The organism is Saccharibacillus brassicae (assembly GCF_006542275.1).
Lineage (GTDB): Bacteria > Bacillota > Bacilli > Paenibacillales > Paenibacillaceae > Saccharibacillus > Saccharibacillus brassicae.
In genome coordinates this window covers 86,730-105,497 of the sequence record NZ_CP041217.1, presented here as the reverse complement: position 1 = coordinate 105,497, position 18,768 = coordinate 86,730, and the positions used below count along the sequence as shown (strand labels likewise).

At 57.0% G+C, this 18,768-nt stretch carries 15 protein-coding genes, 1 tRNA gene and 1 pseudogene; 16 read left to right on the top strand and 1 reads right to left on the bottom strand.

Features of this window, described 5'->3' with window-relative positions; genetic code table 11:
* Nucleotides 1-66: 66 nt before the first annotated feature.
* From FFV09_RS00380 to FFV09_RS00355, 6 genes and pseudogenes are all read left to right on the top strand, one after another.
* The gene (locus FFV09_RS00380; RefSeq protein WP_141450232.1) at nt 67-1,722 is read left to right on the top strand and encodes a glycoside hydrolase family 43 protein; all 1,656 of its coding nucleotides are present in this window, start codon (nt 67-69) and stop codon (nt 1,720-1,722) included.
* A gap of 472 nt (nt 1,723-2,194) precedes the next feature.
* Nucleotides 2,195-3,967, top strand: a complete 1,773-nt coding sequence (locus FFV09_RS00375; RefSeq protein ID WP_141445835.1) for an ABC transporter ATP-binding protein — start codon at nt 2,195-2,197, stop codon at nt 3,965-3,967.
* The gene (locus FFV09_RS00370; RefSeq protein ID WP_141445834.1) at nt 3,964-5,808 is read left to right on the top strand and encodes an ABC transporter ATP-binding protein; all 1,845 of its coding nucleotides are present in this window, start codon (nt 3,964-3,966) and stop codon (nt 5,806-5,808) included. Before FFV09_RS00375 ends, FFV09_RS00370 begins: the two co-directional genes overlap by 4 nt.
* A gap of 179 nt (nt 5,809-5,987) precedes the next feature.
* Nucleotides 5,988-7,178: a formate-dependent phosphoribosylglycinamide formyltransferase gene (gene purT, locus FFV09_RS00365; RefSeq protein ID WP_141445833.1), complete on the top strand. Its 1,191-nt coding sequence runs from the start codon at nt 5,988-5,990 to the stop codon at nt 7,176-7,178.
* Nucleotides 7,168-7,644: a GNAT family N-acetyltransferase gene (locus FFV09_RS24030; protein ID WP_141445832.1), complete on the top strand. Its 477-nt coding sequence runs from the start codon at nt 7,168-7,170 to the stop codon at nt 7,642-7,644. The genes purT and FFV09_RS24030 overlap by 11 nt, the downstream gene beginning before the upstream one ends.
* Nucleotides 7,645-7,910: 266 nt before the next feature.
* Nucleotides 7,911-8,285, top strand: a pseudogene (locus FFV09_RS00355) (CAP domain-containing protein); the annotation flags it as partial.
* Nucleotides 8,286-8,359: 74 nt separating this feature from the next.
* Here the strand turns inward: FFV09_RS00355 and FFV09_RS00350 are convergent.
* Nucleotides 8,360-8,432, bottom strand: a tRNA-Lys gene (locus FFV09_RS00350).
* A 215-nt stretch (nt 8,433-8,647) separates the two neighbouring features.
* Here FFV09_RS00350 and FFV09_RS00345 point away from each other — a divergent pair.
* The 10 genes from FFV09_RS00345 to FFV09_RS00300 all read left to right on the top strand — a co-directional run bounded on the left by FFV09_RS00345 (nt 8,648) and on the right by FFV09_RS00300 (nt 18,758).
* A complete protein-coding gene (locus tag FFV09_RS00345) occupies nt 8,648-9,463 on the top strand; it encodes a GDSL-type esterase/lipase family protein (RefSeq protein WP_141445830.1) in 816 nt (271 codons plus the stop codon).
* A gap of 87 nt (nt 9,464-9,550) precedes the next feature.
* Nucleotides 9,551-10,522: an ABC transporter ATP-binding protein gene (locus tag FFV09_RS00340; protein ID WP_141445829.1), complete on the top strand. Its 972-nt coding sequence runs from the start codon at nt 9,551-9,553 to the stop codon at nt 10,520-10,522.
* Nucleotides 10,523-10,536: 14 nt separating this feature from the next.
* On the top strand, nt 10,537-11,508 hold the full coding sequence (locus tag FFV09_RS00335; RefSeq protein ID WP_141450230.1) for an ABC transporter permease: 972 nt from the start codon (nt 10,537-10,539) through the stop codon (nt 11,506-11,508).
* Nucleotides 11,509-11,601: 93 nt separating this feature from the next.
* Nucleotides 11,602-13,572 (top strand): DNA topoisomerase IV subunit B, encoded by a 1,971-nt coding sequence (gene parE / locus FFV09_RS00330; protein ID WP_141445828.1) that lies wholly within the window; start codon nt 11,602-11,604, stop codon nt 13,570-13,572.
* Nucleotides 13,573-13,596: 24 nt separating this feature from the next.
* Nucleotides 13,597-16,044, top strand: coding sequence for a DNA gyrase subunit A (gene gyrA, locus FFV09_RS00325; RefSeq protein ID WP_141445827.1), 2,448 nt, complete (start codon nt 13,597-13,599; stop codon nt 16,042-16,044).
* A gap of 307 nt (nt 16,045-16,351) precedes the next feature.
* A complete protein-coding gene (locus FFV09_RS00320; protein ID WP_141445826.1) occupies nt 16,352-16,768 on the top strand; it encodes a hypothetical protein in 417 nt (138 codons plus the stop codon).
* Between the two features lie 69 nt (nt 16,769-16,837).
* Nucleotides 16,838-17,068, top strand: coding sequence for a hypothetical protein (locus FFV09_RS00315; protein WP_141445825.1), 231 nt, complete (start codon nt 16,838-16,840; stop codon nt 17,066-17,068).
* 521 nt (nt 17,069-17,589) lie between these two features.
* Complete coding sequence (locus FFV09_RS24025; protein WP_246098433.1) at nt 17,590-17,919, top strand: recombinase family protein; 330 nt, start codon at nt 17,590-17,592, stop codon at nt 17,917-17,919.
* Between the two features lie 239 nt (nt 17,920-18,158).
* A complete protein-coding gene (locus FFV09_RS00305; protein WP_141445824.1) occupies nt 18,159-18,377 on the top strand; it encodes a hypothetical protein in 219 nt (72 codons plus the stop codon).
* Between the two features lie 90 nt (nt 18,378-18,467).
* Complete coding sequence (locus FFV09_RS00300) at nt 18,468-18,758, top strand: hypothetical protein (protein WP_141445823.1); 291 nt, start codon at nt 18,468-18,470, stop codon at nt 18,756-18,758.
* Nucleotides 18,759-18,768: the final 10 nt, after the last annotated feature.

The window sequence follows — 18,768 nt, the reverse complement described above, 5'->3', positions numbered from 1 at the left end:
GCGCGGAGGCAGGACGCCGGAAGCGCCGGGAGCAGTCCGCTCTGGATCAGCGACGACTCCGATCAGCTGTTCATCGATAACCCGGTCCTTCAAGGGTTCAATCCCGATCCCTGCCTGATCCGCGTGGGCGGGACGTATTACGCGGCCGTGTCTTCGTTCGAGTGGCTGCCGGGTATCCGCATCTATGCGTCGGACGATCTGGCGCATTGGGTCCACCGGACCGACGTGCTGACGGACCGGCAGGTGGACCTTGCCGGCAATCCGCATAACTGCGGCATCTGGGCGCCGCAGCTCAGCTACTCCGACGGCCTGTTCTACCTGATCTACACCGATGTCAAAAGCACGCGCCGACCGTTCAAGGACGTCCGCAATTACATCATCACGTCGCCTTCGATCGACGGGCCGTGGTCCGAGCCGGCCTATCTGAACGGGATCGGCTTCGATCCGTCGCTGTTCCATGACGAAGACGGCCGCAAATGGCTGCTGAACGTGCTGTGGGACCACCGGATCGCGGAGAGCAACAAATCGGTCGGCATTACGATCCAGCCGTACGATCCCGGGCTTCGCCGGGCGGTCGGGCGTCCCGTCCGCATCTTCGCCGGCACGGAACTGCGCAAGACCGAAGCGCCGCATCTGTACCGGCGCGGCGACTGGTATTACCTCGTCACGGCCGAAGGCGGCACCGGCGCGGGGCATTCGGTGACCGTGGCCCGGTCGCGGCATCTATACGGCCCGTACGAAGTCGATCCCCGCAATCCGATGCTAACTTCGAGCGATCGGCAGGATTGGCCGCTTCAATGCGCCGGCCATGCCAGCCTCGTGAGCACGCCCGGCGGAGACTGGGTCATCGCCCATCTGTGCACCCGGCCGATCGAAGGAGCGTACGCCCTATTGGGCCGCGAGACCGCGCTGCAGCGCGTCGTCTGGGACGCGGACGGCTGGCTGCGGCTGAAGGACGGCGGGCATACGCCGCAGCTGCGCTTCGAACTGCCGGCGGAATACGCGGCGCAGCTGCGCCGCGCGACCGCTCCGGCCGGAAACGGATCGTCTCGCGGGTCCGCGCCCGACACGGCCGCAAGCACTCCGCCGATGCTGCCGCCGACGCGTGCGCGCGCCGCGCATCTGTTCGCGGACGAATTCGACGGCCCGGCGCTGCAATCGAACTGGAACAGTCCGCGCCTGATGCCGGGCGGCGCCTGGTGTTCGCTGGACGCCCGGCCGGGTCATCTGCGCCTGACGGCGGGCGAGTCGCCGCAAAGTTTGTTCCGGCATCATCTGCTTGCCGTCCGGCAGACCGATATCGCTTTTCGCGCCGAGACGGAGCTTGAGTACCGTCCGGAATCTTTTTTGCAGATGGCCGGGCTGATGCTGTATTTGTGCGAGTCGCGTTATCTGTACGCTTTTGTCAGCCATGACGAGGAGCAGGGACGCGTCTTGTCGATCATGCGCGCCGAAGAAGATCATTTCGAGCTGGAACCCCCGATTCCGATCGCGGCGGACGGTGCAATCGGGCTCGCGGTCGAAGTCGACGGCGTACGGGCCGCGTTCCGGTACCGGACCGATCCGGACAGCGAATGGCGCAATATTGGAGGTTCGTATTCCATCGGATTTCTGTCCGGCGGATTCACCGGCAGCTTCGTCGGCATCGGCGTACACGATATGGAAAAGCTGCACGGCAGCCATGCGGACTTCGCCTATTTCCGTTACGTCGGCAGGAATTGAGTCAGAGCAGCGTACGGAAAAAGCCGCGGGATGTTCCCGCGGCTTTTCGTTTGCGGCGAAAAAGGGGCGGTCGGCGGCATTTTTTTGATCCCATGCATAAAAATAAAGCTTCGGTCCGCCGCGCTCGGCGTCCCGTCCGGCATCGAACGGGACGCGGTCGGGGGCTTTTTGTCTATCGGAAAACAGGTTTTCGCAAAAATACTTAAAGCGTTTTCGAATTTTTTTCGGCCCAATCGCCGAAATTCGCCAAAGAAGCCGAATAATCGAGAATGCGAGACTATTTCAATTAAATGAATACGCTGACAACGCCAGCCGAATGCTGAGCCGTTTCATTGGCAAAATATGCTTTTTTACTCGCTTTGCCGGGATAAAAGGAGGGTGATAAACTGCATTATGCCAAACATATGTATCTTTATACGGAACGGGGTTCCGGGCACTTCGATCGGAACCCCGACAAACGAGGAGGAAAGACATGAACGTTCTCAGGCGACTGCAGGACTATTACTGGGAGAAGAAGGCGTATATGTTCGTCTCGATTCTTTTTCTGGCAATCGCCACTGCCCTGGGGTTGGTCTACCCCAAACTGCTTCAGATTCTGATAGATGACGTGATTACGCCCCGCAATTTCGAACGGGTTCCCCAGCTTGCACTGGCCGTGGTCGGCGTCGTGACGCTCAAAGCGATCATGCAGTTCATGCATGGCTTCTTCGGCGCGCGACTTGGTAACTTTCTGGCTTACCGGCTGCGCGACGCCTGCTACGAGAAACTGCAGTTCCTGTCGTTCCGCTACTACGACACGGCGCGAACAGGCGACCTGATGTCCCGCCTCACCGGCGACCTCGAAGCGATCCGCCTCTTTATCGGCTTCGGCTTCGCCCAAATCCTCAACCTGTTCCTGATGGTCGGCTTCGGCGCGGCCATGATGCTCTCGATCAACTGGCAGCTGACGCTGTGGACGCTGATCACCATCCCGCCGCTCGTCTTCGTCGCGCTGCGCTTCGAATCGCGCATCCATCCGGCTTTTCAGGAAATGCGCCTTGCGCTCGGCTCCTTGACGACGGCGGTGCAGGAGAACGTGACCGGCGTGCGCACGGTCAAAGCGTTCGCGCGCGAACCGCACGAAGTGAACAAGTTCGCGGTGCGCAACGACCGTTACAAAGACAACCAGCTGCACGCTTCCGGACTGTGGAGCCGCTACTTCCCGGTCATGGAACTGCTCGCTTCCGGCTGCGCGGTGCTGCTGCTCGGCGTGGGCGGCACGATGGTCGTGCGCGGCACGCTGACGGTCGGCGAACTGGTCGCCTTCTTCAGCCTGATCTGGTACATTATCGGACCGATGTGGGGGCTCGGCTTCCATATTAACAACTACACGCAGTCCGAAGCTTCCGGCGAACGCGTGCTGGAAATTCTGGATCGGCCGTTCGACGTGCGCGACAAGGAAGGCGCCGTCTCGCTCGACGGCGACGCCGTTCGCGGGCATGTCACGTTCGAAAAGGTCGGCTTCGCCTACGGCAACAAGCTGCACGCCGTGCACGACATCAATCTCGACGCGCCTCCGGGCAAAGTGATCGGCCTGCTCGGCGGAACGGGCGCCGGCAAATCGACGATCATTCAGCTGCTGATGCGCGCCTACGACGTGACGGAAGGTTCCGTCAAGCTGGACGGCATCGACGTCCGCGACCTGCGGATCGAAGACCTGCGGGGGCAGATCTCGACCGTGTTCCAGGAGACGTTCCTGTTCTCTTCGACGATCAAGGGCAATATCGGTTACGGGATCGGCGACGTGCCGATGGAAGACATCGTTCGCGCGGCCAAGCTGGCCAAAGCGCACGACTTCATTATGGAAATGAAGGAAGGCTACGATACGGTCGTCGGCGAACGGGGCATGGGCTTGTCCGGCGGCCAGAAGCAGCGGATCGCCATCGCGCGCGCCCTGCTCAAAAATCCGAAGATTCTGATTCTCGACGACGCGACGAGCGCCGTCGATATGGAGACCGAGCACGAGATCCAGGCCGGCTTCAAGGAAGTCATGAAAGGGCGCACCACGTTCATCATCGCGCACCGGATCTCTTCGCTGCGCCATGCGGACGAGATTCTCGTCCTCAGCGAAGGGCGCATCGTGCAAAGAGGCCGGCATGAGCAGCTGATCGACCAGCCCGGCCCTTACCAGGAAGTGTACACGATTCAATACGCGGACCATATCGCCCAGACGACGGCGCCGGCGGAAGGGGAGGCCAACCTGTGAGCACGCATAGCGAGAAATTCAATCCCAAATTGGGCAAAAAAGAGCAGGAAGATCCGAACCGCAGCCGCTTCGTGTACAAGGACGACGACGATATCGACAAAGCGTTCAACTGGAAACAGTTTGCCCGCCTCTTTTCGTATATGCGCCCCTACGCCAGGCAGATGCTGCCGCTTATTCTTCTCATGACGATTCTCGGCACCGTCACCAAGCTGGCGGTTCCTTACCTGACCGGCGTGCTCGCGATCGACGGAGCGATCAAGAACAGCGACCTGACGCTGCTCTACATCGTGACGGGCACCGTACTCGCCCTGTATATCGTGCAGTGGATCGCCAACGTGTTCCGGATCAAGTACACGAACATCATCGGGCAGCGCGTCATCTACGATATCCGTTCGTCGCTGTTCACGCATATCCAGAAGCTGTCGTTCAACTTCTTCGACAAACGTCCGGCCGGTTCCGTGCTGGTCCGGGTGACGAACGACGTCAACTCGCTGCAGGACCTGTTCACGAACGGCGCGGTCAACGCGATGATCGACTGCGTGCAGCTGGCCGGCATCATGGTCATCCTGCTGCTGATCAACTGGAAACTCGGCCTCGCGGTCATGATTACCGTGCCGATCATGTTCTTCATCTCCACCAAGCTGCGCCAGAAGATCCGTATGGCCTGGCAGGACGTGCGGCTCAAAAACTCCCGGATCAATTCGCACTTGAACGAAGCGATCCAGGGCATTCGGGTCACCCAGGCGTATACGCAGGAAAAAGAAAACATGAAATTCTTCAGCGGCATGAACGCGGACAGCCGCAAATCGTGGAACCGCGCTTCGACGATGAACCAGGCGTTCGGCCCGATGATCGAAATTACGGGCGGCGTCGGTTCGATGATCCTGTTCGGGTACGGCACGTACCTGATCCAGCAGGGCGAAGTGACGGTCGGCCTGCTCGTGACGTTCGCCAACTACGTCGGCAACTTCTGGGACCCGATCAACCGGCTCGGCCAGATGTACAACCAGCTGCTCGTCGCCATGGCTTCTTCCGAACGGATCTTCGAGTTCCTCGACGAGAAGCCGAGCGTCGACGACAAGCCGGGCGCGCAGGCGCTGCCCAAGATCAACGGCAGCGTCAAGCTGGAAAAAGTCATTTTCGAATACGAACCGGGCCGCCAGGCGCTCAAGGGGATCGATATCGAGGCGCAAGCGGGGCAGTCGATCGCGCTCGTCGGCCATACCGGGTCCGGCAAGTCGACGATCATCAACCTGCTCAGCCGCTTTTACGACGTCACCGAAGGCACGGTCAAGATCGACGGGATCGACGTGCGCGACGTCAAGCTGGAGAGCCTGCGCGCGCAGATCGGCATCGTGCTGCAGGACACATTCATTTTCTCCGGCACGATCCGCGAAAATATCCGGTTCGGCCGGCTCGACGCGACCGACGAAGAGATCGAGGAAGTGACCCGGGCCGTCAAGGCGCACGATTTCATTATGGCGCTGCCGGGCGGATACGATACCGAAGTCGAAGAACGCGGCAGCGCGCTCTCGATGGGGCAGCGGCAGCTGCTCTCGTTCGCCCGGGCGCTGCTGGCGGACCCGCGCATTCTGATTCTGGACGAAGCGACGGCGAGTATCGACACCGAGACCGAGCTGAAGATCCAGGAAGCGCTCAAAGTGCTGCTGCAGGGACGGACTTCGTTTATCGTGGCGCACCGCCTCTCGACGATCCGGCATGCCGACAAGATCATCGTGCTCGACCACGGCGAGATCAAGGAGCAGGGCACGCACGCGGAGCTGGTCAAGCACGGCGGCATTTACGGCGGTCTCGTCGAAGCCCAATTCCGCTTTTTGTAACCGGACGACCGATCCAGAACATTTCCAGTAACTCCATTTGGAAAAACGAAAACCTGCGACAATTTTCGCAGGTTTTCGCCTTTTTTTCATAAAAATTTGAGTCGTCGGGGTTGCAATTCAGACGCCCAGCACACAAAATAGAAAAGGACAACACAAAAAGGCGTAGGAGTTGGTCAACGATGTGGGGGGCTCCATTATCCGCGGACGCGAAGAAAATCATGCTTCTCGGCAGCGGTGAACTGGGCAAAGAAGTCGTGATTGAAGCGCAGCGTCTCGGCGTGGAATGTATAGCGGTCGACCGCTACGCGGGCGCGCCGGCCATGCAGGTCGCGCATCGCAGCCACGTGATCGACATGCTGGACGCGCAGGCGCTGCGGGAGCTGATCCTGCGCGAGCGTCCGGACCTGATCGTGCCGGAGATCGAAGCGATCGCGACGACCATGCTGCAGCAGTTGGAAAGCGAAGGATTTCGGGTCATCCCGACGGCTACGGCCGCGAGGCTGACGATGGACCGCGAAGGCATTCGCCGGCTGGCCGCGGAGACGCTCGGCCTGCCGACGGCGGCGTACCGTTTCGCGGACACGCTCGAAGAGCTGAAGCAGGCCGTGTCGGAACTCGGCGCGCCGTGCGTCATCAAGCCGCTGATGAGTTCGTCGGGCAAAGGGCAGAGCGTGCTCCGCACGCCCGAAGACGCGGAGACGTGCTGGCAGTTCGCGCTCGAAGGCGCGCGCGCCAAGAACAGCACCCGCGTCATCGTGGAAGCGTTCGTGCCGTTCGAGAGCGAGATTACGCTGCTGACGGTGCGAAGCGTGTCGGGAACGGCGTTTTGTCCGCCGATCGGGCATATCCAGCAGGACGGCGACTACGTGGAATCGTGGCAGCCGCATCCGATGGACGCCGCCAAGCTTGAAGAAGCGAAGCGTATCGCCACGGTCATTACGGACGAGCTGGGCGGATACGGACTGTTCGGCGTCGAGCTGTTCCTGACGAAGGACGGCGTCGTCTTCAGCGAAGTGTCGCCCCGTCCGCACGATACGGGCATGGTTACGATGGCCACGCAGGATTTGTCGGAATTCGCGCTGCACGTCCGGGCGATTCTCGGGCTTCCGGTCACGGAAGTCCGGCTGCTCACGCCCGGCGCCTCGGCCACGCTCAAAGCGAGCCGGGCAAGCGAACGTTTCAAAGTCGGAGGTCTGACGGAAGCATTGAGCGTTCCGCGTACCCAGGTTCGGGTATTCGGCAAGCCGGATTCAAAACCGGGACGCAGAATGGCCGTCGCGCTCAGCGCGGCGGAAGATGTGGAGACTGCGCGGAACCGGGCTCGCGAAGCGGCCGGTCTGCTAAAAGAGGAGTATTCGGATGACAACTAACGTACTTGAAAAAACAGCGGATCTGCGCACGGCTTCATGCGGCGACGCTGCCGTTCTGACGGAGCTTATGCGCAAACTGTCCTACCCTACGACGCCGAGCGTCATGCGGGAGCAGTTGGAGAGCCGCGAGAACAATCCGAATTACCGAACTTATCTGGCGGAACGCCACGGCAAAGCGGTCGGCATGATCGCGCTGCGCCTCATTCCCGCCCGCGGGAAAGAACCTCAAATGGCGCAAATCGCCGGTCTTGTCGTCGACGAAGACTGCCGCGGCTGCGGCATCGGGCGCCAGCTCGTCGAACAGGCGGAAGCGTGGGCGGTCGAATGCGGCAGCAAGCTGCTGTTCCTGACGGGCATCAACCGGGAAGAACGCCTCGGCGCACACGAATTCTACGCGCGTGCCGGCTTCGAGAAATACGGCTGCAAGTTTATCAAGTCGCTCCAGACAAACACAAACATCCAATAAAGCCATCCCCTTCGGTTCCGGCTCTTTCGAGCGGAGCCTTTTATTCGATAGGAGGAACAACTTTAGTGCATACACAAGCAAAAAACGAACGTCCGTACGAAACGGGTGCCAAGCCGCATCCGAAGCAGGGTTCGAAGCGTCAAGCCAAACGGTGGAAAACGCTCGCCCTGAGCGCGGTGCTGGCCTGCGGCGGATGGTTCGCCGCCGTGCCGGCCGAGCAGGCCCACGCCCAAAGCTTTTACCAGTCGGCCTATGCCAAGACGACGACCGACAAGTCGCAGTTTACGTCCAAAGTCGTCTACCTGGTCAATCTGGAACGCCGCAAAGCGGGGCTCAAGCCGCTCGCCGTCGACGCCAGAACGGCAGGCGCTTCCCGGGTGAAAGCGGCGGATATGTCGAACAGGGGATATTTCGATCATACGTCGCCGACGTACGGATCGCCGTTCAACCTGCTGAAGTTGAAGCAGGTCTCGTACCGCGCGGCGGGGGAGAATATCGCGCTGGGACAGCGTTCGCCGGAAGCGGTCATGCAGAGCTGGATGAAAAGCTCCGGCCACCGCAGCAACATTTTGAATCCGAACTTTACGTCGATCGGGGTCGGCTACTATAACGGACACTGGGTTCAGCTGTTTATCGGCTGAGCCTTTCCGCGGGAAACGATGCAAAAAGAGACCCAACCTCTGCAGAGGTCGGGTCTCTTCGTTATATGAGAGAATGGGACATGTAGGACTTGAACCTACAACCTGTCGATTAAGAGTCGAATGCTCTACCAATTGAGCTAATGTCCCATATTTACGGTAACGGCCGCCCTGTTAAGACTGTGAAGGTCTTGCTGGCGACAAGAAATATCTTATCACAGACGTAATAGATCTGGCAAGCTTTTTTTGAAAAAAAGTTAAATCGGCGTTGAACTTCGTTTGCAAAGCGCGAAGCAAACCCGTATGTTAAAATTAAAGAAGATCCGGCGAAGCCTTGATTCGCCGATCAGGCAGGGAGGAACGGCATGAATTCGTGGAAATGGATCTGGCGGACGACAGCCACGCTGTCGGCCGCGGCTACGCTGCTGCTGGTGTTCGGCTTCGGCTACGGGGCGCGGGAACTCATCTTTCCGCAGACGCGTCCCGCCTCGGCGCAGACGAACGCCGAAGCGCCGCTTGCGCAGCGCGAACCGTCGGAGGAAGACGGCGCTTACCGTATCGCCGCGATCGGCGATTCGCTCGCGAAAGGGACGGGAGACGCGACCGGGCAAGGATTCGCGCGCCGCACGGCTGCGCTGCTCGATAACGAAAGCGACCGGGAAGTCCGGTTCTTGAACAACTTGGGCATCAACGGCATGACGACCGGCGAACTGCTGGAGGAATTGGACAAGCCGGGTGTGCGGTACGTATTGAAGGAAGCGAACGTGATCCTGCTCTCGATCGGGGCGAACGACCTGTTCCAGGGCGGAGCCGCGCTGCAGACCGGTACCGGCTCTCCGAGCGCCGCGGCGCTGGAGCAGGCGCTGCCGGGCACCGAGAAGCGTCTGGGCGAAGCGCTGGGCAAGCTGCGCGAGATCAATCCGTCCGCCCGCATCGTGTATCTGGGGCTGTACAATCCGTTCGGCGACATTCCGTCGCTGCGCGAAGCCGGAGACGCCGGCGTAACGAAATGGAACGCGGCGGTGTCCGAGCGGATGCTGGAGGGCGACAATATGCTGCTGACGCCGACGTTCGATTTGTTCCAACGCAATCCGGCGGCTTATTTGTCGTTCGACCATTTTCATCCGAACGCGTTCGGATACGAGCGAATCGCCGAGCGTGTCGTGCAGGGACTGCAATAAAACGGGGAATAAACCGGGAATCGCGCGCGCAAACAGTCATGCCGCGCGAATCCCGGCCGATATGAAGTAGGGAGAGGACGATGACGAATGCAACAGCCACCAGGCGGTTCCGTGCTGCATGTCCGCGATCTGAACAAGCGCATCGGACGCAAGACGATCATCCACAGCATCAGCTTCGACGTGCGGGCAGGCGAAATCTTCGGATTTCTCGGTCCGAACGGCGCGGGCAAGACGACGACGATCCGCATGCTGGTCGGCTTGATCAAGCCGACTTCCGGCAGCGTGGAAATATGCGGCTTCGATATGCGCAGACAGCCCGAAGAAGCGTTGAAATACGTAGGGTCGATCGTGGAAAACCCGGAGATGTACCCGTTTTTGACCGGCTGGGAGAACCTGATGCATTTCGCGCGCATGCAGGACGGCGTGGGCGAAGACCGGATACGTGAAGTGACGGAACTCGTCCATCTGGGCGGCCGAATCCATGAGAAAGTGCGCACGTACTCGCTCGGCATGCGGCAGCGCCTCGGCATCGCGCAGGCGCTGCTCGCCCGGCCGAAGCTGCTCATTTTGGACGAGCCGACCAACGGCCTCGATCCGAAAGGCATCAAGGAAATGCGCGCCTTCATCCGCGAACTCGCGGCCGGCGGACTGGCCGTCTTCGTATCGAGCCACCTGCTCAGCGAGATTCAACTGCTGTGCGACCGGGTCGCCATTATCGGCGGCGGCCGCGAGCTTGCGGTCGGCTCGGTCGAAGAACTGATCGGCACGGGCCGCGGATTGATTATCTGGGACGCGGAGCCGAGAAGCCGGGCGCTTGAGCTGCTCGGCGAATATGCCGATATCGCGGTCCTTGACGACGCCGCGGCGGCCGGGCTCGACGATACGGCCGCCGCGCTGCTGAACGAACGCAGCATCGTAACGGAGACGCCGGAAGAACGCGTGACCGGGGTGCTCGAACGCATGGTGCGCGAAGGAATCGCCGTAAGAGGCGTTCACCGCGTCGCTCCGACGCTGGAACGCTTTTTCCTGCAAACGACAGAGGGGGAAGGCATCGAGTGAAACGGTTTTGGGCCATGGTACAGAACGAAGTCGTCAAAATAGTCAAAAAGAAGCGTTTCTACATTGTTCTGCTGATCCTGGCCGTGATGGTGCCGATCTTCAGCTACGCGCAGATGCGGCAGTCGCTCGAACGGCAGGAGAGCTACGGCAGCGACTGGCGCCTCGAAGTGCAGCAGGCCATTATCGACAACCAGAATTCCCTGAGCAGCGACCGGGTGCCGCAGGAATGGAAAGTGTACCGGCAGATCTATATTCAGCAGATGCAGTATTACCTCGACAACGACGTCAATCCGAACGAACCGGGCGGCGTCACGTTCACGCGCGAATTCATTAACAATTCCGCTTCGCTGTTTCTTCCGCTCATGATCATGACGATCGCGTCGGATCTCGTCTCGTCCGAGCGGACCGGCGGCACGATCAAGATGCTGCTGACGCGTCCGATAAGAAGATGGAAAGTGCTGCTGAGCAAACTTACCGCGCTGCTCATGTTCGTCTCGCTGATCGTCGTGAGCGCCTACGTGATCTGTTACGCGATCGCGGGGCTGTTTTTCGGCTACTCGGGCTGGACCATTCCGATCTTCACCGGGTTCGTCCTGAACGGCTCCGACGTCGATCTCAGTTACGTGCAGGCGACGCCCCAGTGGCAGTACCTGCTTATGCAGGCCGGGCTCGTCTGGTTCGTCGGCACCGTCGTGGCGCTGCTGGCGTTCATGGTGTCCGTCCTTGTGCGCAGCACGGCCGCGAGCATCGTCGTCATGATGGCCGCGCTTATCTCGGGTTCGATTCTGGTCAATATGGCGTCTTCCTGGACAAGCGCCAAATATTTGTTTATGGTCAATCTCGGGCTGACGGAGTATCTGGCCGGCAATCCGGCGCCGATCGAAGGCATGACGCTGGGCTTTTCGTTAGCCGTGTTGGTGGTCTGGGCAGCCGTTTCCGTCATTATTTCTTTTATCGTCTTTACGAAAAGGGACGTTTTGACTTAGAATGGGAAGAGCAAAATGAAAACACTTGTTTGCATTTCGGGATCTTGAGGTTCCGAAGGCAAAGGGCGAGCAAGAGAGAAAGAGGGAGAAATCATGGCCGAACAGATCGATACGGTGGAACAGACAGAGGCACGGATCGTCGAAGGATACGGCGCGGACGATATTCAGGTGCTCGAAGGCCTGGTTGCCGTCCGGAAGCGGCCCGGGATGTACATCGGAAGCACGAGCGCGTCGGGCCTGCACCATCTGGTATGGGAAATTATCGACAATTCCGTCGACGAACACCTGGCAAAACATTGCGACCGGATCGACGTGTCGCTCAACAAAGACGGTTCCGTCACGGTGCGCGACAACGGCCGCGGCATTCCGACCGGCATGCACAAGAGCGGCGTGCCGACTCCGCAGGTCGTCTACACGGTCCTGCACGCCGGGGGCAAGTTCGGCGGCGGCGGATACAAGAAGTCGGGCGGCCTGCACGGCGTCGGGGCTTCCGTAACCAACGCGCTGTCCGAATGGCTGGAAGTTGAAATTTATCGCGACGGCAAGATCCATCGCCAGCGCTTCGAATATCGCGTGGACAAAAAAGGAATCGAGCACGTCGGAGAGCCGGCAACGGGACTCGAAGTGCTCGGCAATACGAGACAGACCGGAACCAAAGTCACGTTCAAGCCGGATATTCGCGTCTTCAAGAGCGGCATCTCGCTCAATTACACGACGCTTGCCGAACGGCTGCAGGAGATCGCGTTCCTGAACTCCGGGCTGCGCATCGTGCTGACCGACCACCGGACAGACAATACGGACGAGTTCTACTACGAAGGCGGCGCCAAGCAGTTCGTCGAATTTTTGAACGAAGGCAAGGAAGTGCTGCACGAAGTCGTGCGGTTCTACGCCGAGAAGGACGAGATCGAAGTCGAAGTGGCGTTCCAGTACAACGCGGGGTATACCGAGACGATCGCTTCGTTCGTCAACTCGATTCCGACACGCGGCGGCGGTACGCACGAAACGGGCTTCAAAACGGCTTATACGCGCGTGCTGAACGAGTATGCGCGCAAGACCGGCGTCCTGAAAGAAAAAGACAAAAACCTCGAAGGCGGCGACCTGCGCGAAGGCATGATGGCCGTCATCAGCGTCAAGATGGGCGACGTGGAATTCGTCGGCCAGACCAAAGACCAGCTCGGCAGCGCCTCGGCGCGGAGCGCGGCCGATTCGATCGTCTCCGACAAGACGGCCCAGTTCCTCGAAGAAAATCCGCAGGTCGCGCAGATTCTGATCCGCAAATCGGTGCAGGCGGCGCGGGCCCGGGAAGCGGCGCGCAAAGCGCGCGACGAGATGCGCACGGGCAAGAAGCGCAGCGAAAGCTCCAATCTGAACGGCAAGCTGACGCCGGCGCAGTCCAAAGACTTCACGAAGACCGAACTGTTTATCGTCGAAGGCGATTCCGCGGGCGGTTCGGCCAAGCAGGGACGCGATTCCAAGATCCAGGCCATTTTGCCGCTCAAAGGCAAGCCGCTCAACCCGGAAAAAGCCAAATTGGCCGAAATTCTCAAAAACGAGGAGTACCGGGCGATCGTCTCGGCGATCGGCGCGGGCATCGGTCCGGAATTCGCCGTCGAAGACAGCAACTTTTCCAAGATCGTCATCATGACCGACGCGGACACGGACGGCGCGCATATCCAGGTGCTGCTGCTGACGTTCTTCTACCGTTACATGAAGCCGATGATCGACCAGGGCAAAGTGTATATCGCCCAGCCTCCGCTGTTCAAAATTACGCGCAAAGGCTCCCGCAAAAACGAAGTGTCCTACGCCTGGAGCGACGAGGAGCTGGAGAAGCTGACGAAGAACGCCAAAAACTTCGAACTGCAGCGCTACAAAGGCCTCGGCGAGATGAACCCGGACCAGCTCTGGGAGACGACGATGGACCCGACGACCCGCACGCTGCTCCAGGTGCAGATCGAAGACGCGGCCAAAGCCGAGCGGCGCGTATCCACGCTGATGGGCGACAAAGTCGATCCGCGCAAGCGCTGGATCGTCGAGCACGTGGACTTTACCGAAGTCGAAGAATAAGCGACAGAAGGAGTTTTTTAACCAATGAGCGTACCGGAAGAACAATTCAAACCGGCTTTTCTCGAAGAAGTGGTCGGCGACCGCTTCGGCCGGTATTCCAAATATATTATTCAGGACCGGGCCATTCCCGACGTGCGCGACGGGCTGAAGCCCGTTCAGCGCCGGATTTTGTACGCGATGTACGAATCGGGCAACACGCCGGAAAAAGGCTACCGCAAGTCGGCCAAAACGGTCGGCGACGTCATGGGCAACTATCACCCGCACGGCGACTCCTCGATCTACGAAGGCATGGTGCGGATGGCCCAACCGTGGAAAATGGCGCATACGCTTGTGGACGGACACGGCAACTGGGGCTCTATCGACGATGATCCGGCAGCGGCCATGCGGTACACGGAAGCGCGCCTGTCGACGATCGCGATGGAAATGCTGCGCGATATCGACAAGCGTACCGTCCAGTTCAAGGACAACTTCGATAACACGGCCAAAGAACCGGTCGTGCTGCCGGCCCGTTACCCGAATCTGCTCGTGAACGGCGTCAGCGGCATCTCGGCAGGCTTCGCGACGGAGATTCCGACGCATAACCTGCGGGAAGTTATCGACGCCTGCATCGCGGTCATGGAAAATCCGGACATCGATCTGGACGGCATCATGCAGTATATCAAAGGTCCCGATTTCCCGACGGGCGGCATCGTCATGGGCGAAGCGGGCATCCGCGAAGCGTATTCGACAGGACGCGGCAAAATCCAGGTGCGTTCGCGCACGGAGATCGAGAATCTGCGCGGAGGCAAGCAGCAGCTTGTCATTACCCAGATTCCGTATCAGGTCGTCAAAGCCCGCCTCGTCACGGCAATGGAAAATATCCGGCTGGAGAAAAAGGTCGAAGGCATCGCCGAAGTGCGTGACGAGAGCGGCCGCGAAGGTATGCGCATCGTCGTCGAACTGAAGAAGGATGCGGACGCAAGCGGCATTCTGGCTTACCTGCTCAAGAAGACGGACCTTCAGGTCAGCTACAACTTCAACATGGTGGCGATCGTCAACAAAGCGCCGCAGCAGCTGGGCGTCAAGCCGATCCTGCAGGCGTATATCGGGCACCAGCGCGAAGTGATCACCAAACGGACGTCGCACGAGCTGGAGAAGGCCAAAGACCGTTCGCACGTACTCGAAGGTCTCGTCAAAGCGCTGAACATTCTGGACGAAGTCGTGGCGGCGATCCGCGCTTCCAAGAACCGTCAGGATGCGCAGAACAATTTGCAGTGGATGTTCGGCTTTACCGAGCGCCAGGCGGATTCCATTTTGACCCTCCAACTTTACCGTTTGACCAATCTTGAAGTGACGCAGCTGGAAAAAGAACATTCCGATCTCGAAAAGCGTATCGCGGTATTGGAAGGCATCTTGTCGAGTCCCCGGAAGCTGGACGCCGTTATCCGCAAGGAACTGACAGAGATCCGCGACAAATTCGGTATCGACCGCCGCTCCGAACTGCAAAGCGAAGTCGAAGAGATCAAGCTGAATCTGGAAGTGATGATTCCGCAGGAAGAAGTGATCGTCTCGCTGTCGCAGGAAGGCTACATCAAGCGGACCGGCATGCCTTCGTTCACGCGTTCGGGCAGCGACCGGAACGCGTCCGGCGCGCGGGACGGCGATTACATTCGCCAACTGCTGGACGTCAGCACGCTCGATCGGCTGCTCGTGTTCACGCAGCGCGGACAATTCTACCTGCTGCCGGTACATCAGATTCCGGAATTCAAATGGAAAGACAACGGAACGGCGATCGTCAACGTCATTCCGCTGGACAAGGAAGAGCGGATCGTCTCGATCATTCCGGTCAAGGAATTGGAAGAATCCGAGCTGTCGCTGCTCTTTATGACCCGCAAAGGGCAGGTCAAGCGCACGATGCTGCGCGATTACGCGACCAAGCGCAGCGGCGGCATGGCGGCCTGCAAGCTGGGCGGAGGCGACGAAGTGCTGCAGGTCAGCCTGAGCGACAGCAGCAAAGATCTGCTGCTCGTCACGGCGGAAGGCATGAGTATCCGCTTCGGCGAAAGCGAAGTGTCCGCCATGGGCCGGGTCTCGGCCGGCGTGCGCGGCATTCAGCTCAAGGAAGGCGATCAGGTCACGGCCGCGCTGCTCGTGACGGGCGACGACGGCGAGCTGATGGTCATCAGCGATCTCGGCTACGCGAAGCGGTCGATGCTGCTGGAGTATCCGTCGCAGAGCCGCGGCGGCAAAGGCATCGCGACGTTCGAATTCAAGGAAGGCAAGCGGGTCAAGCCGAACGGCAGCCGGCTCGTCGGCGCGTACAACACCCGCGCAGCGATGCCGGCAGTCGCGATACTGTCCAGCGGGGAAAGACTCGAATTCCCGGCGGGCAAAGCGTCTCTGACCGAACGCAAACATATCGGCAAAGCGCTGCTGGCGATCGACAAGCCGGTTACGATCGTCGATCTGCTGCCTTCGTTCGAGAAGCAATAAAAGAAACACTCAATCTATCGACCCAGCACGAACATACAGGAGGTCCGGCGGCTATTTTTGCGATAGCAGCCGGGCTTTTTTTGTATCAGGCGTAGGGATGCTTGGTTAAAACGGTAATCAAATCAAGGAGGGCTCAGTATGCCCGTAACGAGAAAAACGTCGAAAGGTCTTGCAAACGGCGTACGTAGTTCCGCTAAACACAAGCTTGCGCCTGCCTACAGGGAGAAACGGGGAGGTAAAGTAAAAGCACCTTCTCTTCGTTCAGTCCCAAAAAAGCCATCGGATTATAAGAATAAGGAGGGATCAAATGAAAATAGCTATCTTTATGAATTTGATTTTATTGGGGTTTATTTTTGGATGTAGTGGACAAGATAAAGTGATAAGTCAAGAAGAATTTCTCAGTCATTTTAAAAGCTCACTTGTTGAACAGGGCGTTGAGGTTGAACAAAGGGCAGAATCCAAGTCAAATGTTATTAAAGATAAAACGGTTATTCCATTTGCTGTTTCGCCTAGTGAAAAGCACCCAGATGGTATAAGTGTTTTTGTTTTTGATTCCTCTAAAGAAGCAAAAAAAGCAATGAGAGAAGCTCAAATTTCAGTTACAACGGAAACACGTGTTAGAGAGTATAGAAATAAAAATATCGTAGTTTTTTACTATATGAATGATATTATTCTTCCAAAATACGAAAAAGAAGTTGAAAAGGCCGTAAAGTCAATAAAATGAATTTATTTAGATTTTTATGGTAAACTAGTGTTTTTGTTCAAATAAATGTACGTTGAAAGGTAGGCAGACATGAAAAAATCAATTTTTAAATCTTTGCTGGCTTCTTCGCTAGTATTCTCTATAGGTGGAGTGGGGATTTCTTCAACAAGTGCACAGTCTTTAAATGTAAATCAGTCGAATGAAGTAATTGATAATCAATCGAATATGGTAGATGATTCAATTTCAATTGATTCAGAATCGTTCAGTTCTGATTCTAATGATTCAACTGGAATCAAACCAGCATCTGAAGAAATAACATAGGAAGAGATACTTGCTTCTCAGCCAGTTGAATCAGAAATGGCCTTCAATGAAACAGCAACACAATCTGGTATCAAAGATATAGGTAATGAATGGGAAGATAAATCTTATAGCAAAACAATGTGGTCAAGCCCAGCTTGGTACGCTAACAATTTATTAGGATCAATCTACCAATACACTTCGACAAGCGATATTCCAGTTTCAAGAATGCAAGGACAATAAAATCTAATCTAATGCATTCGATTGAATAGCGAAAGCCTTACTCTTTAAGAGTAAGGCTTTTTTGAGAGAATAATCGGGTTTGTATTTAATGATTTTTTAATTCATGAAAGTAACCATCCAAAAAACATGGGTTTACGGACAGCTGAAAAGACACCTAAAAAGTGTTCGTAAATGTGGTAAAATGACTTTCTTGATGTAAACCAACGTACAAGGGACTTTACGAACGCTGAAAGGAGGGCAAGCGGTTGATTATCGGATATTGCCGCGTATCGACCAAAGAGCAGAATCCGGAGCGGCAGCGTTTGAAGTTTGTGCAGCTGGAGATTCCGGAACGCTTTATTTTTGAAGATAAAGTCAGCGGGAAAGATTTTGAACGGCCGCGGTATCAGGCCATGCTGAATATGCTGCGGGAAGGCGATCTGCTGTATATGGATTCTTTGGATCGGCTGGGTCGGGACTATGACGGGATCACGCGAGAATGGAAATACATTACGCAGGAGATCAAAGCGGATATTGTTTGTCTGGATAATCAAGAACTGTTCGATAGCCGGAAGTTCCGCAGTATGGGGAAGATCGGGAAGCTGCTGGAAGATCAAATGCTTAGTATGCTGGCCTATTTCGCAGACGTTTAACGCAACGAGAATTTGGAGCGGCAGCGGGAAGGGATTGCGGTTGCCCAGGCAAACGGCATCAAGTTTGGCCGGCCGGCTGTAGAAATCGGAGAGACATTTATCCGGATATACGCGTCTTGGGAAAATAGAGAAATGACCGCGACGGCTGCTTACAAAAAGCTGGGTATCTCTCGGACAACGTTTTATAAAAAAGTAAAAATGTAGGAAGAGGAGCAGAAACGCAAATAAGGATTCTACGTATGAAAAAGATAAAGATTCCGCTTGTAAATGAAAAATATGAATCGGGGGAATTGAGTTTCCTAAGCAAATGGAAAGACCAAATGCTTCCGATCGTCAGGTCGGATAATACGCTGTATCGGATCTTCTTGCAGCTGCTTGAAATTCGCTGGCAATCGTCAGTGTTGAATCTGGCTGATTATCGGCGGGATCTGGTTGCTGAGGAAGTTTTTTTAAGATGAAGTCAGAATCTAATAAGTGAATCGTGGCCATGCAACCCAGTAAGTAGCATATTCTGGTATAGTGGAATAAAAAGTTGGGAGGCGAGAGACTTGGAATATCGGTTTGCCAGTCAGGAATATTTTTTGATTTATATGCCGCCAACCTCGTATCGAGAAGGCGATATACTCGTAGTTGAGATGATTGATCGTCCTTTTAAAGGCTTTCATGATTTGGCTAAACATTGCAAAAACTATGCTTGTCATAGTCGAGAAGAATATCTGAACTTTGATCCGATGAACCATGACAAACCTGAAAAATTCAGTTCTGGATTTTCTGCGGATAAAGTGTTGGTTGATGCTATGTGGAAGACGGTGAATGCCCGATTCGCCAAAAATGAATAAAAACAGCCAC